This window comes from Acinetobacter pittii, assembly GCF_034064985.1.
In the GTDB taxonomy this organism is placed as follows: domain Bacteria; phylum Pseudomonadota; class Gammaproteobacteria; order Pseudomonadales; family Moraxellaceae; genus Acinetobacter; species Acinetobacter pittii_H.
Window position 1 is genome coordinate 2,120,769 of sequence record NZ_CP139249.1, and the last position, 19,073, is coordinate 2,139,841.

17 protein-coding genes and 1 pseudogene are annotated in these 19,073 nt (G+C 37.3%); 12 read left to right on the plus strand and 6 right to left on the minus strand.

The window, feature by feature from the left end; translation table 11 throughout:
- The first annotated feature begins 29 nt into the window (after positions 1–29).
- The 3 genes from gcvH to putP all read left to right on the plus strand — a co-directional run bounded on the left by gcvH (position 30) and on the right by putP (position 3,103).
- The gene (gcvH, locus tag SOI76_RS10100) at positions 30–404 is read left to right on the plus strand and encodes a glycine cleavage system protein GcvH (protein ID WP_016145072.1); all 375 of its coding nucleotides are present in this window, start codon (positions 30–32) and stop codon (positions 402–404) included.
- 90 nt (positions 405–494) lie between these two features.
- Entirely contained in the window at positions 495–1,202 is a 708-nt protein-coding gene (gene npdA, locus SOI76_RS10105; RefSeq protein WP_104079527.1) for an SIR2 family NAD-dependent protein deacylase, read from the plus strand.
- Between the two features lie 410 nt (positions 1,203–1,612).
- On the plus strand, positions 1,613–3,103 hold the full coding sequence (gene putP, locus SOI76_RS10110) for a sodium/proline symporter PutP (protein WP_032003506.1): 1,491 nt from the start codon (positions 1,613–1,615) through the stop codon (positions 3,101–3,103).
- A gap of 33 nt (positions 3,104–3,136) precedes the next feature.
- On the opposite strand, the gene SOI76_RS10115 is transcribed toward putP, so the two are convergent.
- Complete coding sequence (locus tag SOI76_RS10115) at positions 3,137–3,625, minus strand: Lrp/AsnC ligand binding domain-containing protein (RefSeq protein ID WP_104079526.1); 489 nt, start codon at positions 3,623–3,625, stop codon at positions 3,137–3,139.
- A gap of 124 nt (positions 3,626–3,749) precedes the next feature.
- Here SOI76_RS10115 and putA point away from each other — a divergent pair, with 124 nt between their 5' ends.
- From putA to SOI76_RS10135, 4 genes and pseudogenes are all read left to right on the plus strand, one after another.
- Entirely contained in the window at positions 3,750–7,502 is a 3,753-nt protein-coding gene (putA, locus tag SOI76_RS10120) for a trifunctional transcriptional regulator/proline dehydrogenase/L-glutamate gamma-semialdehyde dehydrogenase (protein WP_205668406.1), read from the plus strand.
- A 104-nt stretch (positions 7,503–7,606) separates the two neighbouring features.
- Positions 7,607–8,076: pseudogene (locus SOI76_RS10125) on the plus strand (GrpB family protein).
- A gap of 113 nt (positions 8,077–8,189) precedes the next feature.
- Positions 8,190–9,275: a tRNA (uridine(54)-C5)-methyltransferase TrmA gene (trmA, locus tag SOI76_RS10130; RefSeq protein ID WP_104079524.1), complete on the plus strand. Its 1,086-nt coding sequence runs from the start codon at positions 8,190–8,192 to the stop codon at positions 9,273–9,275.
- Positions 9,276–9,523: 248 nt separating this feature from the next.
- Entirely contained in the window at positions 9,524–9,754 is a 231-nt protein-coding gene (locus SOI76_RS10135) for a hypothetical protein (RefSeq protein WP_000011679.1), read from the plus strand.
- A 35-nt stretch (positions 9,755–9,789) separates the two neighbouring features.
- On the opposite strand, the gene SOI76_RS10140 is transcribed toward SOI76_RS10135, so the two are convergent.
- The gene (locus SOI76_RS10140) at positions 9,790–10,536 is read right to left on the minus strand and encodes a phosphodiester glycosidase family protein (protein WP_104079523.1); all 747 of its coding nucleotides are present in this window, start codon (positions 10,534–10,536) and stop codon (positions 9,790–9,792) included.
- A gap of 193 nt (positions 10,537–10,729) precedes the next feature.
- On the opposite strand from SOI76_RS10140, the gene SOI76_RS10145 reads away from it, so the two are divergent.
- The gene (locus SOI76_RS10145) at positions 10,730–11,320 is read left to right on the plus strand and encodes a lecithin retinol acyltransferase family protein (RefSeq protein ID WP_104079522.1); all 591 of its coding nucleotides are present in this window, start codon (positions 10,730–10,732) and stop codon (positions 11,318–11,320) included.
- A gap of 46 nt (positions 11,321–11,366) precedes the next feature.
- Here the strand turns inward: SOI76_RS10145 and yceI are convergent, their stop codons facing one another.
- Positions 11,367–11,957, minus strand: a complete 591-nt coding sequence (yceI, locus tag SOI76_RS10150; RefSeq protein ID WP_061875498.1) for a YceI family protein — start codon at positions 11,955–11,957, stop codon at positions 11,367–11,369.
- Between the two features lie 214 nt (positions 11,958–12,171).
- Here yceI and SOI76_RS10155 point away from each other — a divergent pair, with 214 nt between their 5' ends.
- A complete protein-coding gene (locus tag SOI76_RS10155; protein WP_104079521.1) occupies positions 12,172–12,579 on the plus strand; it encodes an OsmC family protein in 408 nt (135 codons plus the stop codon).
- A 57-nt stretch (positions 12,580–12,636) separates the two neighbouring features.
- Here the strand turns inward: SOI76_RS10155 and tkt are convergent, their stop codons facing one another.
- Positions 12,637–14,625 (minus strand): transketolase, encoded by a 1,989-nt coding sequence (tkt, locus tag SOI76_RS10160; protein ID WP_104079520.1) that lies wholly within the window; start codon positions 14,623–14,625, stop codon positions 12,637–12,639.
- Positions 14,626–15,161: 536 nt separating this feature from the next.
- Here tkt and metK point away from each other — a divergent pair.
- Entirely contained in the window at positions 15,162–16,328 is a 1,167-nt protein-coding gene (gene metK, locus SOI76_RS10165; RefSeq protein ID WP_032053766.1) for a methionine adenosyltransferase, read from the plus strand.
- Positions 16,329–16,452: 124 nt separating this feature from the next.
- Here the strand turns inward: metK and SOI76_RS10170 are convergent, their stop codons facing one another.
- Positions 16,453–16,701, minus strand: a complete 249-nt coding sequence (locus SOI76_RS10170; RefSeq protein ID WP_002121448.1) for a hypothetical protein — start codon at positions 16,699–16,701, stop codon at positions 16,453–16,455.
- Positions 16,702–16,960: 259 nt separating this feature from the next.
- Here SOI76_RS10170 and SOI76_RS10175 point away from each other — a divergent pair, with 259 nt between their 5' ends.
- Complete coding sequence (locus SOI76_RS10175; protein WP_057076111.1) at positions 16,961–17,155, plus strand: hypothetical protein; 195 nt, start codon at positions 16,961–16,963, stop codon at positions 17,153–17,155.
- 66 nt (positions 17,156–17,221) lie between these two features.
- Here the strand turns inward: SOI76_RS10175 and fxsA are convergent, their stop codons facing one another.
- Positions 17,222–17,788, minus strand: a complete 567-nt coding sequence (fxsA, locus tag SOI76_RS10180) for an FxsA family protein (protein WP_104079519.1) — start codon at positions 17,786–17,788, stop codon at positions 17,222–17,224.
- Between the two features lie 393 nt (positions 17,789–18,181).
- Here fxsA and blaOXA point away from each other — a divergent pair, with 393 nt between their 5' ends.
- Positions 18,182–19,003, plus strand: coding sequence for an OXA-213 family carbapenem-hydrolyzing class D beta-lactamase (gene blaOXA, locus SOI76_RS10185; protein WP_104079518.1), 822 nt, complete (start codon positions 18,182–18,184; stop codon positions 19,001–19,003).
- Positions 19,004–19,073: the final 70 nt, after the last annotated feature.

Sequence of the window (19,073 nt, forward strand, 5' to 3'; positions counted from 1 at the left end):
ACTATTGGACACAAGCTTAAGGAGTTATCATGAATCATCCTTCGGAACTGAAGTATGCACGTACACATGAGTGGGTAAAGATTGAGGGTGATCTTGTTATTACAGGGATTACCGATCATGCACAAGATGAACTTGGCGATTTGGTATACGTTGAAACTCCGGAAGTTGGGAGTCAAGTTACCGCTGGTGAACAAGCTGGTGTAGTAGAGTCAGTAAAAACAGCATCTGATATTCACGCCCCTGTATCAGGTACAGTAGTAGAGGTGAATACTGATCTTGAAGATGATCCAGACTTTGTAAATGAAGATCCATATGGTAAAGGCTGGATTTATAAAATTAAACCAGACAACATTGCAGATGTTGAAAAACTTTTAACAAATTCAGAATATGAAGCTGGCTTATAAAAGATAGGCATTGCTTTCAATATTTGATAAAAACCAGTTTAGTCTTAAACTGGTTTTTCTTTATCTATTTAAAATTAGTGGTATGAATAGGTGACTTCTATGACAAAACTTGTTGTATTTTCAGGCGCAGGTATGAGTGCTGAAAGTGGAATTAGCACTTTTCGTGACAGCAATGGCTTATGGGAAAATTACGACATCCAACTAGTTGCCACACCTGAAGCATGGCAAAAGAACCCTGCTTTAGTTCAACGCTTTTATAATGAGCGACGTAAAAATATTTTAGAGGCTGAACCTAACGAAGCGCATCAATATATTGCCAAACTACAAGACTACTTTGACGTACAAGTGATTACTCAAAATATTGATGATTTACATGAACGGGCTGGAAGTTCTAACGTTTTACATTTGCATGGAAATATTCGTTTAGCGAAAAGCTCTGGCCCGAATGCACAATTTACAACACAGTTTTACCATATTAATGGTTGGAAGCTAGATTTAGAACAAGACTTTTGCCCAGATGGCTATCCGTTGCGTCCACATGTTGTCTGGTTTGGTGAAGCTGTACCTGCCTATGAAGAAGCAATTCAATTAGTACAGAGTGCAGATATTTTTATTGTGATCGGCTCGACATTAAGCGTATATCCAGTTGCAGCTTTAGTTCATGAAATTTCAAATCAATGTAAAGCCTACTATATAGACCCAAATGCAGATTATTTGCGTGTTCCCAAGCAATATGAATTATTAAAGATGTCAGCGACTCAAGGAATGCGTGAACTTTTTGAAAATTTAGTCAAATAAGTGTCATTTTTAATACTTAAAAAATTTAGTTTGAATAAAAATTATTATTAATTGATTAATTTTTTGCCAATTTCACGCACTTTATTTTGAGTTTCTATAGAAAAATTTCGATCAATTGCTTATTTATAATTCAATATAAGTTCAATTAATTTCTAAAATATCACTTTTTCTCAAAAAAAAATTTAAAAACAAACATTATAAGTTTATAATTTATTGATTATTATCATAATTTTTAATTCATAGAATCTATATTTATCACTTACACAAATACACAAAACTATAATAAAAAAATAACAGAGCAAAAAAAATCTTTTGTGGTTGAATCTCAACCTCTTGAATGCCGTACAAGAAAACAGCGACCTGGATTAGGTTACAATCACGGATTATGGATATAAGGACACACATCCATTATGAGCTATTTTGATCCCACCCTCATCATGTTTATGGTGTACATCGTAGCAATGGTACTCATTGGCTTATTTGCCTACCGTGCTACAAGCGACTTCTCAGATTATATTCTCGGTGGTCGTAGTTTAGGCAGTTTCGTAACTGCATTATCCGCAGGCGCATCAGACATGAGTGGCTGGCTACTCATGGGCTTACCAGGCGCGATTTATCTTTCTGGTTTATCTGAAGCTTGGATTGCAATTGGTCTTATTATCGGTGCTTGGCTTAACTGGCTACTGGTTGCTGGTCGATTACGCGTTCATACTGAAGTTCAAAATAATGCACTGACTTTGCCAGATTATTTTACAAGCCGTTTTGATGATCAGAAAAAAGTACTTCGTATTTTTTCTGCCGTTATCATCTTGGTTTTCTTTGCAATTTACTGTGCTTCTGGCATGGTAGCAGGCGCCCGTCTATTTGAAAATTTATTCGGGATGTCTTACAACACAGCTATTTGGCTCAGTGCTATCGCGACTATCAGTTATGTTTGTATTGGTGGATTCTTAGCAATTAGCTGGACCGATACGTTCCAAGCTGGCTTAATGATTTTTGCTCTGTTGTTAACACCAATTGTGACTTACCTTGCAATTGGCGATACGACTCATTTCGTTACGCTCATTGAAACTGCTCGTCCGCATGCGTTTAACATCATCTCAGATTTAAGTGTTGTGGCGGTTCTCTCCTCCATGGCATGGGGCTTAGGTTACTTTGGCCAGCCACATATTCTTGTGCGTTTCATGGCTGCTGACTCTGTAAAATCAATTCCTGCTGCTCGTCGTATCGGCATGACTTGGATGATCTTGTGTTTAGTTGGTGCTGTCGGCGCTGGTTTCTTCGGTATTGCATACTTCCAGCAACATCCTGAATTAGCAGCAGTTGTAAGCAAAAACCCTGAAACTGTATTTATGGAATTGACTAAAATCTTATTCAATCCATGGATTGTAGGTATCATTCTGGCTGCGATTTTAGCTGCTGTGATGAGTACATTGAGCTGTCAGCTATTGGTATGTTCGAGTGCATTAACAGAAGATTTATACAAAGGCTTCATTCGTAAAAACGCTTCTCAGAAAGAACTTGTATGGGTTGGGCGTGTTATGGTTCTTGCCATTGCTCTTCTCGCAATTTTTCTTGCAGGCAACCCTGATAGCAAGGTTCTTGGTCTTGTTGCTTATGCATGGGCTGGTTTTGGTGCTGCATTTGGTCCGCTTATCATCTTGTCGCTATTCTGGAAGCGTATGAATTTACAAGGTGCTTTAGCGGGTATGATCGTTGGTGCAGTTGTGGTCATTGGCTGGAAAAACCTTTTCGCAGACACAGGTGTTTACGAGATTATTCCAGGCTTTATCCTTGCATTTATCAGTATCATTGTAGTGAGTCTTTTAACTAAAGCGCCAAATACAACAGTAACTGGACGCTTCGAAAAAGCAGATGAACTCTACAAAGAAAGCGTATAATTTAATGAAATAGATCAAGGGGCTTCGGCCCCTTTATTTATTTTTGGTTTTAATTTTAATTTTTGAAGTATCTTTTACAACTTGCATGACTGGATAACTACGAGTCTCTTTTACCCCCGGCAATTGCCACAGCACCTGCCCTGCAATACGTCTAAATTCTTCCATACTGCCACTTCGTAATTTAATTAAAAAATCAAAGCCACCGCTCACCATATGACATTCAACAATTTCTGGATAGTGAACCACAGCATCAATAAACTCATCTAAAACATTAGGTGTGGTTTTATCTAGTAATACTTCAACGAACACCAAAAAATTTGCGTTTAACTTAACCGGATTTAATTTAGCTTCATATCCTAAGATGAATTCATCTTTCGTTAATTTTTGAACTCGGGCCATCACTGCTGTTGGTGACAAGTTAACAAGTTCCGCCAATTTACTATTAGAAATTCGCCCATCTGTTTGAAGAATATCCAAAATTTTTAAATCAGTGCGGTCAAGGCTTAAAATTGGGCTATTCATCTGAATTTTCCTCTAAAAAATGGGCTAAATATAGTGAGTTATTCGGTGTTTCTTCTGTAATGATAAATTATCTAAACCTCTCTACTCAAGATGAGTTTACGAGAGCTGGTTGGCGGAAACAGATATGAACACAATGGATACTTTTCATCAAATGGATAAATCTCACCAAGGCTATATCACCGAATTCAACGATAAAAGTGAGTTTGAACAACGCATCAATACAGCTTGGCGACGTGCTGAACCAGAAGCTGTAGAAGAGCTATTACAAGCTGCCGCGGTATCTGATGATTTAGATCATAAAATTTATGATCTTGCTTTTAATCTTGCCAATAATTTACGTGAACGTAAGACCTCTTCGGGTAAAGCAGGTATTGTTCAAGGGTTATTACAAGAATTCTCTCTTTCTTCACAAGAAGGCGTGGCGCTCATGTGTCTTGCCGAAGCTTTACTTCGTATTCCAGACTCAGCAACACGTGATTTGCTTATTCGAGATAAAATCAATCAAGGTAACTGGAAAGAACACGTTGGCCAAAGCAGCTTAATGTTTGTAAATGCTGCAGCATGGGGTCTCATGTTAACTGGTAAGCTGATGGAAACCCCTAAGCAAACTAGTCTTTCAAGTGTACTTACTGGTCTTTTAGCACGTAGTGGTCGTGGTATTATTCGTAAAGCTGTTGACGTCGCAATGCGTATGATGGGTGAACAGTTTGTGACTGGTGAAACCATTGAAGAAGCTGTAGACCACGCCAAAGTACTCGAAGACAAAGGGTTCCGCTATTCTTATGACATGTTGGGTGAAGCAGCTTTAACCGAACATGATGCTGAACGCTACTTTAACGATTACACACAAGCCATTCATGCAATTGGTAAAGCATCTAATGGTAAAGGCGTTTATGATGGCCCAGGTATTTCAATTAAGCTTTCTGCTTTACATCCTCGCTATCAACGTGCGCAAATTGAACGTGTTCACAAAGAACTCTACGGTAAAGTATTTGAACTCGCTCTTTTGGCTAAAAAATACAATATTGGTTTAAATATTGATGCAGAGGAATCAGAGCGTTTAGAAATTTCTCTTGAATTACTTGAACGTCTTTGCTTCGAGCCGGAACTTGCGAACTGGAAAGGCATTGGTTTCGTAATTCAAGCTTATCAAAAACGCTGTTTCTTCGTGGTTGATTATATTATTGACCTTGCTAAACGCAGCCAAAAGCGTCTCATGATCCGTCTTGTAAAAGGCGCATATTGGGACAGCGAAATTAAAAAAGCGCAAATCGAAGGTATGGATGACTACCCTGTCTTCACTCGTAAAGTACATACCGATTTATCTTATATCGCTTGTGCTAAAAAATTACTTGCAGCACCTGAGTTCATCTATCCGCAATTTGCCACTCATAATGCCCAAACATTGGCAACGATCTATCATTTAGCTGATCCAAGCAAATATTATGCTGGTCAATATGAATTCCAATGCTTACATGGCATGGGCGAACCGCTTTATGAACAAGTTGTTGGTCCACGTGAGCAAAATAAATTAGGCATACCATGCCGTATTTATGCTCCCGTTGGTAACCATGAAACGTTGTTAGCTTATTTAGTTCGTCGTTTACTTGAAAATGGCGCGAATACTTCATTCGTTAACCGTATTGCCGATAAAACGCTTAAAGTTGAAGATCTTATCCAGTCTCCAATTTACGATCTTCGTCATGCAGCTAAGCTTGAAGGTTCAGTTGGCTTAAAACACCCATCTATTCCTCTACCTTTAGATATGTACGGAACGCTTCGTAAAAATTCTAAAGGTTATGACTTAGCAAATGACACCCCACTTGCAGCATTAGATAGCACAGCTCAAGAATTACGTAATCGTATTTGGCAAAGCCATCCATTATTGGCAAATAACGAGTCGTTAGAGCAAGGTCATTCTGTTGCAATTACAAACCCAGCACAAAATGATGAAATTGTTGGTTATGTGCAAGAAGCTGATCTTAAGCATGTTGAAATTGCGCTTAATGCAGCTGAACAAGCTCAATCAGAATGGTCAAATACACCTAAAGAACAGCGTGCTCAACACTTAAAACATGCAGCTGACCTAATGGAAAGTCGCATTCAAGAATTGATGGTTTTACTTTGCCGTGAAAGCGGGAAAACTTATGCCAATGCGATTGCAGAAGTTCGTGAAGCTGTAGATTTCCTACGTTATTACGCAACTCAAGTTGAGAATCTTCCTGCACATACAGATATTCAGCCTTTAGGTACTGTACTTTGTATTAGCCCATGGAACTTCCCTCTTGCAATTTTCTCTGGCCAAATTGCTGCAGCATTAGTCAGTGGTAACTGTGTTATTGCTAAACCTGCTGAACAAACCCCATTAATCGCAGCTCAAGCAGTTCAGATTTTATGGGAAGCTGGTATTCCACATGGTGCTGTACAGCTACTTCCTGGCCGCGGTGAAACAGTAGGTGCTCAGCTTAGCCAAGATAGCCGTATTGATGGCATCATGTTTACTGGTTCGACTGAAGTTGCAAAAATTTTACAGAAAACCGTTGCGAAACGTTTATCTGAGAATGGTCAATCTATTCCTCTTATTGCAGAGACTGGCGGTCAAAATGCAATGATTGTGGACTCATCAGCATTAACTGAACAAGTCGTACTCGATGTTGTAAGTTCTGCTTTTGATAGCGCGGGTCAACGTTGCTCTGCCTTACGTATTTTATGTGTGCAAGAAGATAGTGCTGCAACCGTAATTAAAATGCTTAAAGGTGCAATGCAGCAGTTGATCGTAGGTAACCCTGCGATTTTAAAAACTGACATTGGTCCTGTGATTGATGACGAAGCAAAACAGACGATTGATCAACATATCCAAAAAATGAAGTCGAAAGGCTATCCAGTACATCAGTTGATGTTTGGTGCAACAAGTCAGAATGAACTGGATAAAGGAACTTTTGTTGTACCAACAGCAATTGAACTCCCTAACCTTGATGATTTGCAGCGCGAAGTCTTTGGTCCAGTATTACACATCATTACCTATAAGTATGGCGAGCTTGAGCAGTTGATCTCACGTATTAATGCCAAAGGTTATGGTTTAACAATGGGTCTGCATACACGTATTGATGAAACCATCCAAACAGTCATTCAACATGCTGAAGTTGGTAACCTTTATATCAACCGTAATATTGTTGGTGCTGTCGTTGGTGTACAACCATTCGGTGGTGAAGGTTTATCTGGTACAGGCCCGAAAGCTGGTGGTCCGCTTTACATGTATCGCTTGATGCAGCAGTGTTCAAACAAAGTATTGGCAACACCATTTGCTATGAAGAATGAGCAAACTGCTTTTGAAGGCTTTAACCGTGAGGTTTATAAGAGCTTACAAAATTGGGCGAAACAGCATTTACCGCAAGCAAATCGTGATATCGAACCATTTGGTGTTGGTAAATTCTATGAGTTACAAGGCCCTACTGGGGAAAGTAACCAATATATTATTTTGCCACGTCATCGTGTTCTTTCTATTGCTGACACAGAACAGAATCAGTTGCATCAATTGCTCGCAATTTTTGCAGTAGGTAGCCAAGCAGCAGTAATGCCAAATAGCCCATTATTGGCAAAATACAAACAAACTTTGCCAAAAGATGTACTTGCAGCAATTACTACAGTTAAAAATATCACATCAGATGATTTTGATGCAGTTTTACATCATGGTAATCGCGAAGAGATCTTCTCATTACAGCAAGAGATTGCTACTCGTTCTGGTGCAATTGTCGGTATTACCCATGTTGAGCCGAATGAGAATATTCCACTTGAACGTTTAGTGATTGAACGTGCAATTAGTGTGAATACAGCTGCAGCTGGTGGTAACGCAAGCTTAATGACAATGACTGATTAATATATAACTTTCTAAAAAGCCCAAATCTCAGTATTTGGGCTTTTTTATTTAATAAAGTAATCTATTCTTAACTATATAAATTTTATCAATTTGAGATTCTAATAATGATCTTTTTAGAACCAGAACAATATCAACAAAGATGCGCTCAACTTTTTAATTCATATCACAAAGCTATTTGCGCCCTTCTACCATTTGCCAAAATTGAGCATATTGGTTCTTCCGCTATACCGAATGCAATTTCAAAAGGTGATTTAGATATTTATATTGAAGTTATACCTGAGCAATTTGAATTCGCAATAGAACAATTAAAAACACTTAACTTTATCGAAAAACAAAACACATTAAGAACACATGAGCTTTGTATGCTCGAATCACTCAACAATGATGATGTAGCTTTTCAAATTGTAGTCACGGATTCAATATTTACATTTTTCTTAACATTTAAAAATAAGCTTATAAGCTCACCCACCCTTGGTTAATGAATATAATGAATTAAAATTACAGTGTAGTCATTTAGACCCCCGATCAATATAGAACAATAAAATCAGATTTTATTAATCGTGTTTTAAATTAGCTGTAGTTTAGACACCTCCTTTCTCTTATGAATATCTGGTTAAAATTGGCTCCTGTAAGTTCAATTTTTTTGATACCATTCACTATTTGATTCTGTCTAAATTTTCTTTGTCTATGACCTCTTCTTATCGTCAACAACTTCAAGCTAAAATTGAACGTATTACTACTCAATTTTCTGAATTTACACCACCTACATTAGAAGTGTTTGAATCACCTGAACAACATTTCCGTATGCGTGCTGAATTTCGTATCTGGCATACAGAAAATGATATGTTCTATGCCATGTTTGAGCGTAACGATGACGACAAGCAAAAAACCGTTGTACGCATTGATGAGTTTCCAATTGCAGATCAAAGCATCAATGATTTAATGCCAAAACTTTTGGAAGAACTCAAAGCGGAACCCAAGCTTTCTAATCGTTTATTTGAAGCTGATTTCCTCGCAACACTTAGCGGAGAAATATTGGTTACCCTAATTTATCATCGTAAACTGGATCAAGAATGGGAACAAGCCGCTAAAGCGCTTGCCGATAAATTAGATATTAAGATTATGGGCCGTAGTCGTGGCCAGAAAATTGTTATTGGCGATGATTTCGTCATTGAAGAATTCGAACTTTTAAATCGTTCATTTAAATACAAGCAAATCGAAAGTAGCTTTACCCAACCTAATGCACAAGTTTGCAAAAAAATGCTGCAATGGGCATGTGATGCGGCAGAAGGATCAAAGAAACACTTATTAGAACTTTATTGTGGTAATGGTAATTTTACACTTCCACTCTCTTTAAAGTTCGAACGAGTATTGGCTACCGAGCTTGCAAAATCATCTGTTTATGCAGCTCAATGGAACATAGAACAAAACCAAATTGATAATATTCAAGTAGCACGTTTATCGGCTGAAGAGTTTACTCAGGCTTATCAAGGTGAACGAGAATTCCGTCGTCTACAAGAAGCAAATATTGATATTCACAGTTATGACTTTGATACGGTATTTGTAGATCCACCACGTGCAGGAATTGATGATGAGACTTTAAAACTTTTACAAGGTTTTGAACGTATTATCTACATTTCATGTAACCCTGACACGTTATATGAAAATTTAAAAACGCTCAGTCAAACTCATCGAGTGACTAAATTCGCCTTATTTGATCAGTTCCCTTATACGCATCATGTCGAGTCTGGTGTTTTACTTGAGAAGATTTAAACAAAATCTTTCATTGTAAAGTTTTAAATAAGGAGGCTACATACCTCCTTATTTTTTAACGTTTTATTAGTTAAGTATTTAAATTTTCAAAAAATATCAAGTCATCTATTCGTCATAATTTCGTTTAACTCAAGCATTCCCATCGAAAATTCTCGAGTTCAATTGGTGGATTTATCACTTATAGAGTCTTGTATTTTATTTTAAATTGGCTATATTTCGAGCTATGTTAGGTTGTATATGAAGGCTCTATGAGTTTTTGGCAAAAGCTGTTCTTGGCAGATCAACAGCATAACGAGCATAAAAACCAAACTGCTTGTGTTGAAAATGACTGCTCATGTAAAACTAATGAACAACTTCTAAGTGCACTTGCACAAGCAACAGATGAAGATGTCATTAAGGGAATTAAAAAAGTTCTTATTTCCCGTGGTTATAGCCGAAAAGAGTTAAATGAACTCACTCAAAAACCATCTATTCATTAATTAAAAAGCCAGTCTTGTACTGGCTTTTTTATATTTCACTTTAATGCACAACTGGACTCGCCTACCCAACCGACCATTGGTCCAATTTGAAATTGCTGATCATTCCGTCTGTTCTTTTGCAGATATAAACTAGAAATAGAACCATCGAGATATAAAGCTTGCTCTACTTTAAGGTTTCTTTGAAAAAACTCGGCAAAATTATAGAAATTCACCCTATTTTTCGATATTACAAAGTAAAGTTTATTATCTCGAATACCAACTCCATTACGAATTTTCTTTGATTGAGAGTCTGGTAAAAAAAGGGAATTTATCTTTCCATCAATAACTAACATTGGCCCAGATTGGGTTGCATAATCAACTTTCAAATTTTGTCGGCTATATTGTTGCGTAGTTAAAACAAAGGCCTGTTTTTTATTCCAAGCTAATACACCATTCGGCTGTAAAAAGAAATTTCCCAATCCTTTATGCTCATTTAAGGGTTGAATTATCTTAGCCTTTTCAACATATAGCCCTACGGGAGAAAATCCTATATGAAATATCCCTGCATTCATTGCAAAGTTAAGTTGCTCGCACTGCTTTAATTGCTCCTGAACATTGTTAAAACTTTTGTAATATTGTTGATTATGAGGATTTCTTAAAAACAGGCGCAATGCTTTAAAATCGCTAATAGAGACCACATCGTATTGATCACCTTCTACTGTTTTAACTTGCTGATGTTCTATAGCATATGCAGACTGGAACAAAAACCAATACAAAGCTAAGCACCCGAAAACCCATTTCATTGAATATCACCTGACATGACATTTTTCCTTCATTTTAAATTCTTAAATTATATACAAGAAATATGAATAGATTGGATATGCATCAAACTCATTCATCCGACGTAATCAATACACTCCAAATTGCTGATATTGGTTATAATGTTTAGCAGCTTTTCAATAAAAGCCATTTATACTTTATTGGATCAGCGTAAGCATGCAACAACCGAATAAACACTACCCTTTAGGGGCTCACCTCATCGTAAAGCATCTCGGCTATAGCCATCATGGTATATATGCAGGGAGAGGTCGAGTTATCCATTATTCCGGCTTAGCTCATTTCGTCAAAAAACGCCCGATTGAAATCACCTCAATAGATGCGTTCTCACATGGAAAAAAAATACACGTTCGTTCTTATGACAGACCTCGTTATAAAGGAAAGATTGTCGTTCGCCGAATGCGCTCACGTATGCATGAAAATCACTATCATTTGATTATTAATAATTGCGAACATCTATGTAGTTGGGCAATTACTGGTATTGAAAGTAGCACCCAAGTTGAACGTATGATGCACCGCTTAACGACCATTGGTTATCTAAGCTCAATCATGAGCTATATGAATGGTATGATGCTCACTGTTGCAACCACATGTTTTGCTCTGGTTCTTTATATTAAAAAGAAACTGCGCGATCAGGCCAAAAGAAAAGTCCCTACTTACCAGTTCCTAAGAGAAAAATCTCAGAAAAGAAATATCGATCCTTCAGCACCTCTAGTATTTATAGATCCAGATAAAAAAGAGCCTGTCTAAATAAAAAAGCCCTCATTTTTGAGGACTTTTTTAGAAAGCTTATAACTTATTTTTTAGCTGCATTAGCGGCAGTTGCTTCAGTCGTAATGTTTACAGTGATCTTATCACCAACGTTCGGCACATAGTTACCTAAACCAAAGTCAGAACGCTTGAATGAAGTTGTAGCATTAAAACCAATCGCTGGCACTTTAGCCATTGGATGCTCGCCTTGCTTGTTTAAAACAGCGTCAAGTACAACAGGTTTAGTTACACCTTTGACAGTTAAGTCACCAGTAATTTTAAAGTGCTTTTTGTCTTTGGTTTCAACTTTAGTACTTTTAAACGTAATATTTGGATATTTAGCAGCATTAAACCAAGCTTCTTCTTGGAACTCTTTATCTAAAGCAGGTACATTTGTATTTACGCTGCTTAGAGGAATCGTCACATTGACAGATGAGTTTGCTGGTTTAGCATTATCAACTTTAATTACGCCTTGGATATCCGAGAAGTTAGCGCTTGGAGTAGAAAAACCAAAGTGATTCCATGAGAAAACAGTAGCTGTATGTGTTGGGTCAATTTTGTAGTCTACTGGCGCAGCTAAAGTAACTGAACTAGCCAATGCTACTGCCAAACCGAAGCTTAATGTTTTAAGATGCATTTTTCGTATCCTTTATTGATATAGTCGTTAGTGTATACATCAAGTAATTTAATTCACCATTCTTTATAAAACGATATGTTTCATCCATGCAACAATAAAAGCGTTACAGTTATTATTTAAAACCCATATTATAAAGTATCGGTACTATCATCCGTGTCCGAATTCTAAGATTTCGTTTTTACTTCAAATTTATTGATGAATAACAAGGTAAAACATGGTTAATACAGCCCAAGCACAAAGTACTTCTACCCCATATCGAGTAACTCTTACCGATCCTTCAGGTCATCAATGGTTTGCAGATGAACCGACTGATAAAGGTGGACAAGATACAGCTCCGAACCCGGTTCAGCTTTTATTATCCGCTTTAGGAGCTTGTACCACCATTACTTTAGAAATGTATGCGAATCTTAAAGGTATTAAGCTTGAGCATGTTCAAGTGGATTTAGCATTAAACCCCAACGGCGAACCTGAGAAAGGCCAAAATAATATTGAACGGAAAATCACACTCAAAGGCGAGTTTACTGAAGACCAACACAAGCGTTTATTAAAAGTTGCCGAGAACTGCCCTATTCATAAGTTATTGACCTCTCAGATTAGTATCCAAACAGAACTTAGCATTTAAAATTTTAAATAAAAAAAGCGCTCCACTAGGAGCGCTTTTTTTACACTACTTTAATATTTAAGCAGTTAATTCTTTTACTGCTGCAACAACAGCTTCAGTCGTAATACCAAAGAATTGGAACAAATCTTTTGCTGGTGCAGACTCACCATAAGTTGTCATACCAATTACTTTGCCATCAAGACCAACAAACTTCCACCAGTAGTCAACATGAGCTGCTTCAACTGCCACACGTGCACGAATATGAGCTGGTAAAACTGCTTCTCTATATACAGCATCTTGCTTCATAAATTCTTCTGCACATGGCATAGAAACTACACGTACACCTTCAAGTTGTGCATAAGCTTCCATTGCTAAAGAAATTTCAGAACCAGTTGCAATAATAATTGCTTTTAATTCGCCTTTTTCTTGAGCAAGAACATAACCACCTTTTGCAGCGTTTTGAATTTGCTCTTCAGAACGTGTTTGGAATGGTAAGTTTTGACGAGAGAAAATAAGAGCTGTAGGACCGTCTTTGCGTTCTAAAGCAGATTTCCAAGCAATTGCAGTTTCTACAGTATCTGCAGGACGCCATGTATTTAAGTTAGGTGTACCACGTAATGAAGCAATTTGTTCAATCGGTTGGTGAGTTGGACCATCTTCACCTAGACCAATTGAGTCATGTGTATAAACATGAATTACACGTTGTTTCATTAATGCAGACATACGTACTGCATTACGTGCATATTCCATAAACATTAAGAATGTTGCAACGTAAGGAACGAAACCGCCATGCAATGCAACGCCATTAGCGATTGCAGTCATACCAAATTCACGTACGCCATAGTATACATAGTTACCCGCTGGGTTTTCTTGAATACCTTGGCAACCTTTCCAAAGTGTTAGGTTAGAACCCGCTAAGTCAGCAGAACCACCTAACAATTCAGGTAATAAAGGACCAAATGCTTGTAATGTATTTTGGCTTGCTTTACGTGTTGCAATTGTCTCGCCTTTCGCATTTGTTTCACGAATGAAAGCATCTGCTTGTGCTGCAAATTCTGCTGGTAAATCACCACTAATACGACGAAGTAACTCAGCTGCTTCAGTTGGATATTTTGCTTGATATTGTGCAAATACCGCATTCCAAGCTGCTTCAGACTCACTACCTTTTGCTTTTGCATCCCATGCAGCATATACATCAGCAGGAATAACAAATGCTTCTTCGTTCCAGCCTAATGCTTCACGAGTTAAAGTAATCTCATCTTTACCTAATGGCGCACCATGACAGTCTTCTTTACCCTGCTTATTTGGTGAACCTAAACCAATAATCGTTTTACACATAATGATTGTTGGTTTTTGAGTTTCAGCTTTTGCTTCGATTGTCGCTTGACGAATCGCATCAGCGTCATGACCATCTACACGAAGAACTTGCCAACCATAGGCTTTGAAACGCTCTTCTGTATCATCACTGAACCAGCCTTCTACTTCACCATCAATTGAAATACCATTATCATCATAATAAGCAATCAATTTACCAAGTTGTAATGTGCCAGCTAAAGAACATACTTCATGAGAAATACCTTCCATTAAACAGCCATCACCTAAGAAACAGTAAGTGAAATGGTCAACAACTTTTAAATCATCTTTATTAAATTGAGCAGCTAATGTTTTTTCTGCTAAAGCAAAACCAACAGCATTAGCAATACCTTGACCTAAAGGACCAGTTGTCGTCTCTACACCCGGTGCATAGCCATATTCAGGGTGACCAGGAGTTCTAGAATGCAATTGACGGAACTGTTTTAAATCTTCAATTGAAAGATCATAACCTGTTAAATGAAGCAAAGCGTATTGCAACATTGATCCATGGCCATTTGATAAAACGAAACGGTCACGGTTTGCCCATTGTGGATTTGTTGGGTTGTGATTTAAAAACTCACGCCAGACGACGTCAGCAATATCTGCCATCCCCATTGGAGCACCTGGATGCCCTGAGTTTGCCTGTTGCACAGCATCCATTGCCAATACACGAATTGCATTTGCAATACGACGTTCGTTTAAAGGGGTCGTCATAGATCAGAATCCAATTTTAATAGATTGATGAAAAGAAGAAGATGAATAACCATTCAATGCCGCTATATTGTCTTAAAAAAAAGGCTGAGGGTAAACCCCAACACGGTATATTTCTTTATTTTTAACCATTTCTTGGTTACACAAAAAACATTTGAATCTTTAAGTTATATAAAACAATGCTTATTTCTCTGCAGACTGCTCAAATTTCAAAGTATTTCCCCTGTTAGTTTTTGATATATAGTTAAAATATTTCCCTCATCTTGCATAAGCTGATCGTATTAGTTTTCTTTAAAGTCCAAATTTTTAGATAAAATCTTTTTATTAGTTTATATGTCTAAAAAACACACGAGCAACAAGTTGTTAAAATATAAATACTTTAAATTATAACTCTCTATATCAATTTTACTAATACACTTATCAATTAAAACACACTATAAATGAAATAAATTCATGCTTTTTAGTCAGTATGAACTGGTCCTCAAGCTCAAGTCGATGTAACATATTATGTCTTTTGAAATAACCAAGATAGGACTTTCATGCGCGAGTACGCTGTTTTTACCTCGGAATCTGTAAGCGAAGGTCATCCCGATAAAATGGCCGACCAAATTAGCGACGCTATTTTGGATGCAATCTTAAAAGAAGACCCATACGCACGTGTTGCTTGTGAAACACTGGTAAAAACAGGCGCTGTTGTACTTGCTGGTGAAGTAACAACGACTGCTAATATTGATGTTGAAGCTGTTGTTCGTAATACTGTTAACGGTATTGGTTACCACCACTCTGATCTTGGCTTTGATGGATCAACGTGTGCTGTAATCAATATGATCGGTAAACAATCACCTGAAATTGCTCAAGGTGTAGATCGTCAAAAACCAGAAGATCAAGGTGCTGGTGACCAAGGTCTAATGTTCGGTTATGCAAGTCGTGAAACAGACGTGCTTATGCCTGCGCCGATTTCTTATGCTCATCGCTTAATGGAGCGTCAAGCTGAACTTCGTCGTTCAGGTGCCCTTCCATGGTTACGCCCAGATGCAAAAAGCCAAGTTACTTTTGCATATGAAAATGGTAAGCCTGTACGTTTAGATGCTGTTGTTTTATCTACTCAGCACGATCCTGAAATTACTCAAAGCCAGCTTAAAGAAGCAGTTATTGAAGAAATTATCAAACCGATCATCCCTGCTGAAATGTTCCATGCAGCTACTAAATTCCATATTAACCCAACAGGTATGTTCGTAATTGGCGGACCTGTAGGTGACTGTGGTTTAACAGGTCGTAAAATTATTGTTGATACATACGGCGGTATGGCTCGTCACGGCGGTGGTGCTTTCTCTGGTAAAGACCCATCTAAAGTTGACCGTTCTGCTGCTTATGCAGGTCGTTATGTTGCAAAAAATATTGTAGCTGCCGGTCTTGCTGACAAATGTGAGATTCAAGTGAGTTATGCCATTGGTGTAGCAGAACCTACTTCAATTTCAATTAATACCTTTGGTACAGCAAAAGTTTCTGATGAGTTGATTATTCAACTTGTACGTGACCACTTCGATTTAAGACCATTTGGTATTACTCGTATGTTGGACCTTATTCAACCAATGTACAAACAAACTGCGGCTTATGGCCACTTTGGTCGTGAAGGTTCAGACTCTGCATTTACTTGGGAAAAAACTGATAAAGTTGATGCCCTTAAAGATGCTGCTGGCCTCTAATATGCTGTCATAAAAAAGCCCGCGATTGAGCGGGCTTTTTTATACTTAAAACTCTATGGTATGTAGGGTTTAGTCTTCTAGCAATCATCCTTGACGCCATATCATTTATAGCTGTAATCAAAGTCTATTGTCTTGTCGTTTTATCATCCTGATTTAATACATCAAGTAATGTTGACTGCGTAGGAGTATCTTGATGGTTCTGGATATAGATATGGACAACTTTAAATACAACGACAACCGCTAGACAAGCCATCACACAAAACATCCATAAGCCATAAGGACTTCGAATATGTTGTGAGCCACAGTATGGGCATGATTTATCTGTTGATGCCACAACTTTGTCGCAACACGCACAATGGTATTGATATAGCATAGGTAACCCTCCTTCCCTCATTTCAACCGTTGTTGTTTTAATAGGTTTGCTACATTTTTTAATTTATACATCCTTTATATTTATCCTATGTGAAATGAAAAGATAATTCAATCTAGATGAACAATTGAGTCAATTAAAAAATATTCTCTAAAAACAAAAACATAAGTTAAATATTATTTTTATAGGACTATTTTTCTTATTTTGATATTTTGTCTAATTTGTTAAAATAAGCGAATAATCTCACATTTGAGGCAAATGCATGTCACATACAAAGCTCATTAATAAAGGTGGCTTTCGCGAAAGAGCCAACCGAAGCCGAGGTTATCAACAATCTGAAAATAAGCAAACTGCCTTACCTTCCAACAAATATCAACCTCAAACAAAACCACAAGAAGACCAAACTGAATTGGCTCAAAAAGATCTGACTGATACTGAAGAATCTCTAACTAAATAAGGTATATCTATTTAAAATAAAAAAGGCCTAAACTCTGGAGGTTTAGGCCTTTAAATAAGGTAACTATTAATCCTTATTTTTATGTTCAATTTTCTTATGATCTGGAGTAACTTCTCTAGCTTCACCATCAATAATGCTTGAATCACGGTATTGATCTTGACTATTGCCACCTTGTTGATTCTGCATATCTTGCATTTGGCGCATTAAATCAGCAAATGGGTTTTGTCCGCCCATATTACCGCCCATACCACCCATCATTTTTTCCATCATAGCTTGTTGGCGCTTTGCAAGAGTTTTCATTGCTATATTACGGAAAGCAGTTTGAACACCAGGGATCAGAATTAAAACAGCTAACACATCAGAAACAAGACCTGGCAACATTAATAAGAAACCGGCAAAAGCGTAAGCAAGTTTTTTAGTTACTGCCGGATCATTACCAAGCTGACCTGTCATCTGCATTTGTTGTAATTGAGGCATAATACCAGCAGTACTTCTGCGAATAAGCCCCAAACCAATAAAGAAAGCAAAAATGAACCAAAAGAACACATACCATCCACTGATGAACTGTGCTACGCCAATCCATACGGCAATTTCAACAATCGCGCCCAGAACTACAATAAGAAGTAAATTCATGTAAAACTTTATCTATCTCAAAAAGAAAATTCATTGCAGTTTTATTTGCCCCAACCCTATCGAATCAGCCAGAGTCTGCAATACTAGAGTACATTTGATTTTAACTCGATAAAAACAAACATGCTTTATTATTAATGAGTGCTCTATCTGGTTTATCAAGTGCGACTTTTATCAGATTTTAATTTTTTTACTCTATTTAGACAGTATAGCTCTCTCACCAGCAGTTTTTAGTCAAATAAAAAGTCTTAACTTTTTTGAATATGTATGGCTTTTAAAGGATTAAAAAATGATATTTAAGTGACGGCTCACGCAAATAGCTTACATTTTCTCTATCTAAAAGCACAGCTATTCAAGTTAAATTAAAGAATAATATTTTTAAACCTACATAGCCTTATGACTAAAAAAGCTCTTTTCTTTGCTATTAGTACCATATTTTTGTCAGCATGTTCTTTCAATACAGTACAACAGCACCAAATACACGCTATTTCTACTCATAAAAATTCAGAAGAAATTAAATCACTGTTTGATCAGGCACAGACCACGGGAGTTTTAGTGATTAAGCGTGGGCAAACCGTAGAAATTTATGGCAATGATCTTAAAAGAGCATCAACCGAATATGTTCCCGCCTCTACATTTAAAATGCTAAATGCTTTAATTGGACTTGAACATCATAAAGCAACGACAACTGAAATGTTCAAATGGGATGGACAAAAGCGTTTATTTCCTGATTGGGAAAAGGATATGACTCTGGGTGAGGCCATGAAAGCTTCTGCTATTCCTGTCTATCAAGAACTAGCGCGAAGAATTGGCCTTGATCTTATGTCCAAAGAGGTCAAGCGTATTAGTTTCGGTAATGCTGATATTGGTTCAAAAGTAGATAATTTTTGGCTTGTCGGTCCCCTTAAAATTACACCTCAGCAAGAAACCCAATTTGCTTATGAATTAGCACATAAAACTCTTCCCTTTAGCAAAAATGTACAAGAACAAGTTCAATCTATGGTGTTCGTAGAAGAAAAAAACGGACGTAAAATTTACGCTAAAAGCGGTTGGGGATGGGATGTGGATCCTCAAGTAGGCTGGTTAACAGGCTGGGTCGTTCAACCACAAGGTGAAATTGTGGCATTCTCGCTCAATTTAGAAATGAAAAAAGGAACACCTAGTTCTATTCGAAAAGAAATTGCTTATAAAGGATTAGAGCAGCTAGGTATTTTATAATTTGAACTTTATAGCCCAGCTTATATTCATCCTTATAAACTGGGTTATTTTAAAACTTGAAATTTGAAAA

Coding starts and splice junctions, on each gene's coding strand:
- yceI (WP_061875498.1), bottom strand. CDS start 11,957: ATGCATCTTAAAACATTAAGCTTCGGTTTGGCAGTAGCATTGGCTAGT.
- SOI76_RS10145 (WP_104079522.1), top strand. CDS start 10,730: ATGCAACAACCGAATAAACACTACCCTTTAGGGGCTCACCTCATCGTA.
- metK (WP_032053766.1), top strand. CDS start 15,162: ATGCGCGAGTACGCTGTTTTTACCTCGGAATCTGTAAGCGAAGGTCAT.
- SOI76_RS10115 (WP_104079526.1), bottom strand. CDS start 3,625: ATGAATAGCCCAATTTTAAGCCTTGACCGCACTGATTTAAAAATTTTG.
- tkt (WP_104079520.1), bottom strand. CDS start 14,625: ATGACGACCCCTTTAAACGAACGTCGTATTGCAAATGCAATTCGTGTA.
- SOI76_RS10155 (WP_104079521.1), top strand. CDS start 12,172: ATGGTTAATACAGCCCAAGCACAAAGTACTTCTACCCCATATCGAGTA.
- fxsA (WP_104079519.1), bottom strand. CDS start 17,788: ATGAATTTACTTCTTATTGTAGTTCTGGGCGCGATTGTTGAAATTGCC.
- gcvH (WP_016145072.1), top strand. CDS start 30: ATGAATCATCCTTCGGAACTGAAGTATGCACGTACACATGAGTGGGTA.
- trmA (WP_104079524.1), top strand. CDS start 8,190: ATGACCTCTTCTTATCGTCAACAACTTCAAGCTAAAATTGAACGTATT.
- SOI76_RS10175 (WP_057076111.1), top strand. CDS start 16,961: ATGTCACATACAAAGCTCATTAATAAAGGTGGCTTTCGCGAAAGAGCC.
- putP (WP_032003506.1), top strand. CDS start 1,613: ATGAGCTATTTTGATCCCACCCTCATCATGTTTATGGTGTACATCGTA.
- putA (WP_205668406.1), top strand. CDS start 3,750: ATGAACACAATGGATACTTTTCATCAAATGGATAAATCTCACCAAGGC.
- blaOXA (WP_104079518.1), top strand. CDS start 18,182: ATGACTAAAAAAGCTCTTTTCTTTGCTATTAGTACCATATTTTTGTCA.
- SOI76_RS10140 (WP_104079523.1), bottom strand. CDS start 10,536: ATGAAATGGGTTTTCGGGTGCTTAGCTTTGTATTGGTTTTTGTTCCAG.
- SOI76_RS10135 (WP_000011679.1), top strand. CDS start 9,524: ATGAGTTTTTGGCAAAAGCTGTTCTTGGCAGATCAACAGCATAACGAG.
- SOI76_RS10170 (WP_002121448.1), bottom strand. CDS start 16,701: ATGCTATATCAATACCATTGTGCGTGTTGCGACAAAGTTGTGGCATCA.